General features: G+C 70.7%; 8 protein-coding genes and 1 pseudogene. 3 read left to right on the top strand and 6 right to left on the bottom strand.

Translation table 11 applies throughout. From position 1 onward, the window contains the following. A pseudogene (locus ACE3O1_RS00210) lies at positions 1–674 on the bottom strand (FAD-dependent oxidoreductase); the annotation flags it as partial. A 348-nt stretch (positions 675–1022) separates the two neighbouring features. Between ACE3O1_RS00210 and ACE3O1_RS00205 the strand changes: the two are divergent. Together ACE3O1_RS00205 and ACE3O1_RS00200 are read left to right on the top strand one after the other, a co-directional pair. Next, complete coding sequence (locus ACE3O1_RS00205) at positions 1023–2246, top strand: CAP domain-containing protein (protein WP_374311210.1); 1224 nt, start codon at positions 1023–1025, stop codon at positions 2244–2246. A gap of 59 nt (positions 2247–2305) precedes the next feature. Beyond that, positions 2306–3196: a glycosyltransferase family 2 protein gene (locus ACE3O1_RS00200; protein ID WP_374311208.1), complete on the top strand. Its 891-nt coding sequence runs from the start codon at positions 2306–2308 to the stop codon at positions 3194–3196. 42 nt (positions 3197–3238) lie between these two features. On the opposite strand, the gene ACE3O1_RS00195 is transcribed toward ACE3O1_RS00200, so the two are convergent. After that, on the bottom strand, positions 3239–4027 hold the full coding sequence (locus tag ACE3O1_RS00195) for a glycosyltransferase (RefSeq protein WP_374311206.1): 789 nt from the start codon (positions 4025–4027) through the stop codon (positions 3239–3241). A 117-nt stretch (positions 4028–4144) separates the two neighbouring features. Here ACE3O1_RS00195 and ACE3O1_RS00190 point away from each other — a divergent pair, with 117 nt between their 5' ends. Further along, complete coding sequence (locus ACE3O1_RS00190; protein ID WP_374311204.1) at positions 4145–5398, top strand: lipopolysaccharide biosynthesis protein; 1254 nt, start codon at positions 4145–4147, stop codon at positions 5396–5398. Here the strand turns inward: ACE3O1_RS00190 and ACE3O1_RS00185 are convergent. Genes ACE3O1_RS00185 through ACE3O1_RS00170 form a run of 4 tightly spaced genes read right to left on the bottom strand, consistent with a single transcriptional unit; the run spans position 5373 to position 9443 of the window. After that, a complete protein-coding gene (locus ACE3O1_RS00185; protein WP_374311202.1) occupies positions 5373–6293 on the bottom strand; it encodes a glycosyltransferase in 921 nt (306 codons plus the stop codon). The genes ACE3O1_RS00190 and ACE3O1_RS00185 overlap by 26 nt on opposite strands. 17 nt (positions 6294–6310) lie before the next feature. Continuing rightward, positions 6311–6706, bottom strand: a complete 396-nt coding sequence (locus ACE3O1_RS00180) for a DUF2304 domain-containing protein (protein WP_374311200.1) — start codon at positions 6704–6706, stop codon at positions 6311–6313. Beyond that, a complete protein-coding gene (locus ACE3O1_RS00175; RefSeq protein WP_374311198.1) occupies positions 6703–7446 on the bottom strand; it encodes a glycosyltransferase family 2 protein in 744 nt (247 codons plus the stop codon). Before ACE3O1_RS00175 ends, ACE3O1_RS00180 begins: the two co-directional genes overlap by 4 nt. 38 nt (positions 7447–7484) lie before the next feature. After that, a complete protein-coding gene (locus ACE3O1_RS00170; RefSeq protein WP_374311196.1) occupies positions 7485–9443 on the bottom strand; it encodes a DUF6541 family protein in 1959 nt (652 codons plus the stop codon). Positions 9444–9483: the final 40 nt, after the last annotated feature.

Genomic DNA, 9483 nt, shown 5'->3' with positions numbered 1-9483 from the left:
TTGAAGGGCTGCGACGCGTCGAAGAAGTCGGTGTCGAGCCGGACCTCGATGTTCGGGTGATCGGCCATGCGCTCGAGCCACGCCGTGTAGCCGTCGGTGGGCAGGCCCTCCCACGTGTCGTTGAAATAGCGGTTGTCGTAGGTGTACCGCACCGGGAGCCGGCTGATGACCTCGGCGGGCAGGTCCTTCGGGTCGGTCTGCCATTGCTTCGCGGTGTAGTCGCGGATGAACGCCTCGTACAGGGGGCGCCCGATCAGGGCGATGCCCTTCTCCTCGAGGTTCGCGGCATCCTTCGCGTCGAACTCCCCCGCCAGCTCGTGAACGAGCGCCTTCGCCTCGTCGGGTGAATACGCCGCCTGGAAGAACTGATTGATCGTGCCGAGGTTGATCGGCAGAGGGAAGACCACTCCCTTGTGGTTCGTGTAGACGCGGTGGACGTAGTCGGTGAAGGTCGTGAAGCGGTTGACGTACTCCCACACGCCGGGGTTCGACGTGTGGAAGAGGTGTGCCCCGTAGCGATGCACCTCGATGCCGGTGGTCGGCTCGTCTTCGCTGTACGCGTTGCCGCCGATGTGGGGACGACGGTCGATCACGGTGACCTTGCGACCGGATGCCGCGGCCCGTTCCGCGATGGTGAGCCCGAAGAAGCCCGAGCCGACGACGAGGAGATCCATGGCGGTGAGATGCTTTCGTGAGACGGATGCCGCGCACACGGCGACGCGGCGGGCACAACGCACCGCCGCACCGGATCAGCTTACCGGGGGCGTTCGCACGGGACCTGAGCGAGATCCCGAAGCGGCCGGGACACCGCGACGCCGGCGCGCCAACATAGCTGTCGACGGCGCACAAGGCGGTTCGACACGCCGAAACGCGCCCCTCTTGTCCCCCGAAGAGGGGACAGAAGTGCACTTCTTTCACACCAGTCCCTCCGCTACCGTGATCGGAGGCGCTTAACCCGGGCGCCCGGGCGTCCCCAGGCCCATGTCGTTTGTACGAACCCAGCGTGCAAAGGAGGGCTCGCCATGCGCGCCCGCATCCTCTCCATCGTCTTGTCCAGCGTCCTCATCGTCGGTGCGGGCATCGCCACCGCCGCCCCGGCGCAGGCCGCAACCGGCGACGCCGCGAGCGTCTTCACGCAGACCAACGCGCAGCGCACCAAGGCCGGCCTGAAGCCGCTGATCTCGGACCCTGCCCTTGACAAGGCGGCGAAGGCGTGGGCCCAGCACCTCGCCAACACGTGCACGTTCGCCCACAGCACCGCGACCTGGCGAGCGAATCGCGTGGCGAAGGCCGGCTGGTCGGCGACCGGGGAGAACATCGCCGCGGGATACAGCGCGAGCGCCGTCGTCACCGCCTGGATGGGCTCCGCCGGTCACAAGGCCAACATCCTCAACACGAAGTACACGGGGATGGGGGTCGGATATGCGAAGGGCACGTGCTACTCGACGTACTGGGTGCAGATCTTCGGCTGGGCCAAGACCGCGGGAGCCCCGGGCACGGGCGACGCCGACGGCGACTTCGACTCCGACGTGCTGTCACGGGATGCGCAGGGCCGGCTGATCCTCCATCGCGGAACCGGCACCGGCAAGTGGCAGAGCCGTTCGGTGATCGGCTCCGGCTGGCTGCCCGACGACAAGCTGGTCACGCTCGGCGATTTCACCGGCGACAGCATCAGCGACATCGGGCGCGTACGCCAGGGATACTTCGAGCTCATGCGGGGCACCGGCGGCGGCTCGTATGCGGCGCCCACCTCCATCGGGACGGGCTGGGGCGATTATCGCCTGATCGTCGGCGGGATCGACTTCGACGGCGACCGCTACACGGACGTCCTCGGCGTGAACCTCGCCGGCGCCTTGATCCTCCATCGCGGGAACGGCAAGGGCGGCTGGACAGGCGGGACTTCCGTCGTGTCGACGAAGTTCGCCTCGGCGACCGCCCTGTTCTACGCCGGTGATTTCACGGGCGACTCGTTCGGGGACCTCATCGCACGTCGCACGACCGGCGAGGCGGTGGTCCACCCGACGACGGGCACGGGCGGCTTCAAGTCCGCGGTGCGGCTCGCCTCCGGGTGGGACTCGCTGGTGGCCGTCTTCAGCCCCGGCGACTTCGACGGCACGGGCACGTCCGACATCATCGCCGTGCGCGCCGACGGATCGGTCGCGCTCGCGAGAGGGAACGGCAAGGGCGGCCGCTACACCTCGATCACCATCGCGACCGGGTGGAACGCCTACCACGGGTTCGGATGACCCTCGGGCGCGGCCCGGCGGACGGGCTTCCCAGCCGGATCTTCTAGTCTCGAAGGGCTATGACCCTCGACATCGCCATCCCGTTCTGGGGCGAGCCGTCTCTCCTCTACGACGCCGTCCGCTCCGTTCGAGAACAGGAGGACCCGGACTGGCGCCTGGTCGTCATCGACGACTGCTATCCGGATGCCTCGGTCGCCGCGTTCTTCGCGGAACTGCACGATCCTCGCGTCACCTACGTGCGCAATCAGGTCAACGTCGGGATCACCGAGAACTTCCGCGAGGCCGTGCGCCGAGCCGAGGGCGAGTACGTGACGATCCTCGGGTGCGACGATCTCCTCCTCCCCGACTACGTCTCCATCGTCCGACGCACGATCGCCGCCGTGCCGGGCGCCGACGTCATCCAGCCCGGAGTGCAGGTGATCGACAAGCACGGCCGGATCGTCAGGCCGCTCGTCGACCGCGTCAAGCAAGGTCTGCTCGCCCCGCGGGGCGGGTCGGGGATCGCGGTCCTGACGGGCGAGCGCATGGCGACGAGTCTCATCCGCGGCGACTGGCTCTACTTCCCGTCGCTGACGTTCCGCACCGAGACGATGCGGCGGATCGACTTCCGCGACGGGCTCCCCATCATCCAGGACCTCGCCCTGCTGATGGACATCGCGTTCGACGGCGGGACGCTCGCCTTCAACCCCATTCGGGCGTTCTCCTACCGCCGGCACGCGGGCAGCGCATCGCAGACGACGCTGCTCGACGGCCGCCGCTTCCGCGACGAGCGGCGCTACTATGCGCTGGCGCGGCAACTCGCAGAGCAGCGGGGTTGGGGGCGCACGGTCTTCACAGCCCGCGTGCGCCTCATGTCGCGTCTGCATGCCGTCACGGAGCTCCCGGGCGTCCTCCGGCATGGGACAGCCGCCGGGCTGCGATCGACGCTGGCCCACATCTTCGCCCTGTGAGAGCCTCGCCCACCGACGCCGTATGTCGGGCGGCGCGCGTGCCTAATCCGCAGCGCGGGTGGTGGCCCGGGCGTGCCCGGGGCGCCGGCCGCTACGCGGGCGTCCCCCCTCGAACTGGGCCCGCACCAGCATCACCCGCGACCGGAGCGCCGGCGCGAGCCCGCGGGGGCGCTCCGACGACGCGTTCGCGTCGTGGAGACGCCTGCGCACGGTGACCTCGTCGACGTGGCGCAGCCGGCGACCGAGGTTGGCCACGGTCGCGATCCACAGATCATGCGACTCGATGAGGAACGCCGGAAACGGGGCCACCAGCGGCAGCACGTCACGCCGGATCGCCATGGCGCAGCCGAAGTATGGCGCGTCACCGGCGAAGATCCGCAGCTGATTGCGCACCACATGCCGTGAGGCCTGCGACCGCAACCGCCAGGGCCGCCCCGTCCAAGGGGAACGCAGAGGCGCGCCGCTGCCGAGGAAGACGAGATTGGATGCCGCGAACCCGGCCGACAGGGCCGCCTCGACGAGCACCGCCCGGCGCCCGGGCACCCATTCGTCGTCCTGATCGGCCAGCAGCAGGACATCGCCGGTCGCGCGCAGCAGCGCCGTCTCGAAAGTGCGGACGTAGCCGCTGTTCGTCGGCTGCGCGAACAGCCGGATCCGCGGGTCCGCGATCGACTCGACGACCGCGACGGTGTCGTCCGTGCTCGCGTCGTCGACTACCACGACCTCGTCGTCGTCCGTCAGCTCCTCGAGGATCGAGATCAGCTGGTGGCGCACGTACTTCGAGCCGTTGTAGGCGGCCATGCATACGCTCACCCGCGTGGCGTCGCTCATGCGAGCCGTCGCTCTCCGAGTGGCCTGGACATCGCCGATCAGTCTAGGTGACGTGCCGCGCGGGACTGTTCCCGCGCGAATCCGGTTTCGCGCACGGGCGCGGATACACTGGGGGCGATGCGGCCTTTCATGCTGCGCCTCGCAGGGTTCGCAGGGGCGCCGATCCTCTCGGCCTTCGCTCCGTTCATCATCCTTCCCGTCGTGTCACGACTCGTCGGACCGGAGGGCTGGGCGAACTTCTCGACGGGCCAATCCATCGGCATCCTCGGCATGGTGGGCGTGCTGTTCGGGTGGAGCGTCGTGGGACCGGTCCGAGTGGCCCGGAGCAGGACACCGCACGAGCGCGCGGTGATCCTCGGCGAGAGCCTGCGCTCGCGCGCCCTGACGGCGGTGCTCGCCGTGCCCGCCGCCGGGGTGATCACATACCTGGTGAGCGGGCCCGATCACCGACTCGATGCCGTCCTGGTGGCGGTGGCGATGGCCCTGGGCGGGTTCACCCCTGCCTGGTTCTGCATCGGCGACGGCAACCCCCGCGCCCTCATGCTCTTCGACGCCGCCCCCAAGCTGCTCGCCTCGGCGCTCTCGCTTCCCGTGCTGCTGTGGACGGGACAGGTGATCTGGTATCCGATCCTGCTCACCATCTGCACGCTCCCGGCGTTCGCGTGGCACGCGATGCTCGTGCGGACCGGCCATGACCCGGCCGGAGAACCCGCCCAGGGGGTGCTCACCGTGCTCACCGCCCTCGTTCCCACTGCCGCGATCGACGCCGCAGGGAACGCCTACGGGTCCACTCCCATCCCCATCGCGACCGCGGGTCTGCCGCCCGCCGAGGCCAGCACGTTCGCCTCCGCCGATCGCGTCTACCGGATCGGGCTGCTCGCGGTCGTCGCGGTGGGCAACTCCTTCCAGGCGTGGGTGCTCGACCCGCAGGCCACCGACCCGAGGCGGCGGCACGGAGTGGCGATCGCGTCGCTCACCTCGCTGGGGGCGGTCGGAGGAATCGGGATCGCGCTGCTCGGCCCCTGGGCAACGGGCGTCCTGTTCGGCGCCGATGTGGCTGCCGAGCCGCTGCCCTCGCTGCTGTTCGGCATCGCGTTCCTCTTCCTCGCATCCGCGACGCCCCTGATCCGGAACCTGCTCATTCCCGCGGGGCGCTACCGATTCGTGCTCACGGTCACTCTCGTCTCGGCTGGAGTGGGCGTCGCGACGATGCTCGCAGGGGCAGCCGCGGGATCCAGTGCGGGCATCGCGCTCGGGGTCGCCGTGGCCGAAGCGGTGTCCTTCGTACTGCTGCTGGTCCCCGGGATGCGGCTGTGGCGCAGCTCCCCGGATGCCGGGGAGCAGGTCACGCCGGCGGCGCGGCCCAGCTGATCGACGCGGCTTCCCGCTCGAGGGAGTCGGGGATGCGGCCCAGCCGCCCGGCCCCCGCGTCGCGCCATCCGCCGCGGTAGAGCCTCCAGAGCGCGCGGCGCGGACGCGCCAGCATCCATGCATTCCCGAAATGCAGCACCTCCACGAGCGAGTCGCGCAGGATCCAGGCGGGTGCCCGGCGCAGGTAGAGCCGGTTGACGACCCTGCGATTGCGCACCCGGTAGTAGTACCGGAAGGGCGTGCTGAGCGTCACGACCGGCGGGATCCCGGGCAGGGACACGGGACGACCGAAGCTCTCTCTGCGGTACTGCCTGCCGAGGGCGTGCCCGAGGCGGACTCCCGGTGCCGCAACCGAGGCGAGTCCCGCCACGTGGCAGCGCAGCTCGTACTCGGTGTCCACGAGGTCGATGAACAGGTCCTCGCGCAGCAGGCCGACGGCCTCGATCGTCCGCCGCGGGATCAGCATTCCCGACTGGATGGCGTGACGCGCCAGAAGCGTGCCGTCTGGGCGGCGGGAGCGCACCTGGCTCACGCCGGCGAAGAACTCGGGCACCACCACGCCGACTCCGTGGCCTCGGCGTACCGCATCACCCTCCGCCTCGACCAGCGCGGACACGAAACCGTCGTCCACCGTCGAGTCCTGATCGAAAGTGATCACCGCGTCGACGGCATCGCCGGCCGACGCGACACGGATGCCGTGATTGAGGGCGCCGGCGATTCCCTGGTTCTCTTCCCGGCGGACAACCCGCGCACCGGCTTCCGAGAGCGCCGACCAGACGTGTTCGTACCCGGCTCCGCTTCCATCGTCCACGACGACCACGGGGCCGGAGAGCTGCCCCGCGACCGATCGCACGGCATCCACGATCGCCTGGTCGGGACGGAACGCGGAGAACACCGCGCCGACCCTCTCCGTCACGAAGACCGCCCGTCGTCCGCTTCCTCGCTGACCTGTCGTTCGAGCTCGACCACCCGCGCAGTGACGGCGTCGAGATCGGCACGGGCGATCGCCGCCTCCTCGGCGACCCGGCGGATCTCGTCCTCGGCCTGCGAGAGCTCCCATGACAGGTGCAGCGCCACTCCGAGCAGGAGCACGATGGCGATCGAGAACAGCAGATTCGCCGGCACCTGGACGCCCAGCGCGCTCGTGAGCCCGAGGAGGAGCTGGGGGAACGCGCCGAGCACCAGCACGCCCAGTCCGATGATGAGCCACAGGGCCGCGTACTTCTCGCGCAGCCTGCGCGTCACCAGCATCCAGAACACGATGGCGATGATGATCGCGGCGAGCGCGATGCCGGCGAAGACGATCACGCGGTGGTCCCCGCCTCTTCCGCCTGGATGAATCGCGGCCGACGCACGATCGCGAGGGAGAGCGCGAAGACGGACCGCAGCAGGTACATCGTCGAGCCGACCGCGCCCTGACTCGGCTTGCCCGACGAGCGGGGCCGCATCGCCACGGGCACCTGGGTGACGCTGAGGCCGGCGTGGCATGCCGCGACGAGCGAGTCCAGGGTGTCGCCGAGATATTCGGCGGGGTAGTACCTCACGTACTGGGCGATCGCCCGCTCGTTCGCTGCGCGGAATCCGCTGGTGACGTCGGTCAGACGGGTTCCCGCCGTCCGCGATACGACCGAGGCGAGGAAGACCATCGCCCAGCGACGGGGGCCGCGAACCGCGTAGGTCCCGACATCCGCGAAGCGCGCGCCGATGGAGATGTCGGCGCGCTCCAGCCCGGCGAGGACTCGGTCGATGTCGGCGGGGTTGTGCTGGCCGTCCGCGTCGACCTGGATGGCGCGGTGATAGCCGTGTCGCTGGGCATAGGTGAAGCCGGTGCGCATCGCGCCGCCGACCCCGAGATTGAACGGCAGGGAGAGGACGGTGGCACCTGCGGCGCGGGCCACCTCCGCCGTGTCGTCCGTCGAGCCGTCGTCGATCACGGCGACGTCGTACCGCGGGCTCGCGGCGCGGATCTCTGCGACCGTGGCGCCGACGTTCCGGGCCTCATTCCACGCGGGGACGATGATGAGGACCCGGTCTGGAGTCTCGGTCATAGTGCTGTCATCCTATCGGCGGCGTGTCCGTCGGCCCGTCAGCCCGAGCATCCGACGATCTCGTACAGTCGCGCGTCGCCCTCGCTGTCCACGAGGCGGAGGGCACCCGAATCCGCGAGGTCGGTCAGCCCGGGGAAGACATGCTCGCCGGGATGCACCTCGCGTCCGGCGAAGTCCAGGACGAAGCCGACGCCCAGCGCGTCAACCGCATCGCACGCCGCGCTCCCGTCCACCGCGTCGGCCAGGCCGTCGTTGATGGCGCCGACGTCGGGGGTGATCTCCATGAGCGTGTGCGGCATCAGCACCGGCCGGTCGGCGAAGGCGTAGGCCAGGGACGCCCCCGTCCAGGGACTGCCCGCGATCGCCACGCCCGGCGGGACGTGCTCGTCCACGCGGGCGAGGAGCGCGCGCTCGTCCGTGCTGAGCAGCGCCGAGTCGTCGGTCGAGACGTAGGCGGCGGCGGCGCTGGCGGTCGCGACCGGGAGCGGGGTGCCCGGTCCGAGCTGCAGCGCCAGCCCGAAGGCGACGATCCCGGCCGCGGCGCCGGCCGCGCGCGCCCAGCGCGGCTGGCCGCGGACGGCGGATCGCACGCGCGGCCGACTCCGCACGAACGCCCAGGTGCAGGCGACGCCGTACGCCGCGAGCGGGATCATGCCGATCGGCAGCAGCGCGGCCAGCCGCGGCAGATTGTTGTACCAGGGACCCGTGAAGGCATCCCGGAGGCCGAGGAAGGGCAGCGCCGCGCAGATCACATAGAGCGCCGCCGCCACGACGTACGTTCCCAGGGCGGCGACTGCTGCCGGCGAACGGCGGATCAGTGTCCAGACGATGCCGACGATGACGGCGGCCGCGGCAACGACGGCGGCGGCGCGGTACCAAGCGGCACCGGTTAGGACGTCCATCACGGCCTCGGGCAGCGAGCGCTGCAGCGGCCACCCGCGAGCACCGAGCGGGGGGCGAAGGTTCGCTGCGGCGGCTGCCCCCACCTCGAGGTAGGCCAGGAAGGCGCCGGCGATCGCCCATCGACGAGGGGCGGTCCGCGCGTCCCGCCACTGGAGGGCGACGAACACGACGACGAACGGGCCGGAGAGCGCCAGCCACGCCATGAAGGCCCCGGGGTGCACGAGCGCGAGGGCGGGCAGCATCCCGGCCAGCACGATCCCCCACCACAGCGCGCCGGGCGCGCGGCCTCCGGCGCCGATGCCCAGCAGGCGGAGGGTCGCGGCGAGCGCGGGGGCGACGAGCGCGATGCCCAGCTGGTTCGGGTAGAGGACGCCGTAGTCCATGGGCAGGAACGGGAACACGGGCAGGGATGCCGCCAGCAGGCCGACGCTGATGGAGAGCACCGGCGCGCGACCGAAGAGGGTCCTCACGAGCAGCAGGATCCCCAGCGGCCACACGACCGCTGCGGTGGCGAAGGTCACCGCGTTGATCGCGACCGGAATGGATGCTCCGCTCAGCTGCACGACGAGAGCCGCCAGGGCGTGCCACGCAGCCGGATAGAACGCCAGCGCGCCGCCGGGATTCGTCATGCGGCCGATCGTCAGGGACGACACGCTGCCCGTGTCGAGGGCGTAGCGGACGGCATTGAGGTGGAAGACGTTGTCGAACGTCTGGGAGATGCTGTCCGGCGACCCCACGATCGCGACGAACCGCACGGCGAGGAGCACCGCCGCGATGGCGAACGCCGCCAGCAGCCAGGCGTCGAATCGGTGGCGCGGCCCGACGTGCAGGCTCGGGGCCGACAGCACCCGGCGCAGCAGCGCCAGCGCTGCCGCGATGATCGCCGCCACGAGCAGGACGGGCACGAGGGAGAAGGACAGCCCGAGCCAGGGCGCGACGGTCGCGGAGCCTCCGATGACCGTCACCGCGAACACCGGCGCCGCCGCGATGCCCCAGAATCCGCGCAGGCCGATGAGCCGCGCCAGCGGGAATCCGATGACGGCGAAGAGGGCGAGGATCGCGAGCGTCGCCCCGGCGAACGCATACCACTGCACGAGGAGGGCCTTCCTGACCGGCGAGGGCCGCAGACGGTCG

The organism is Microbacterium sp. (assembly GCF_041909575.1).
In the GTDB taxonomy this organism is placed as follows: Bacteria; Actinomycetota; Actinomycetes; order Actinomycetales; family Microbacteriaceae; genus Microbacterium.
This window is presented reverse-complemented; position numbering and strand designations above follow the sequence as displayed.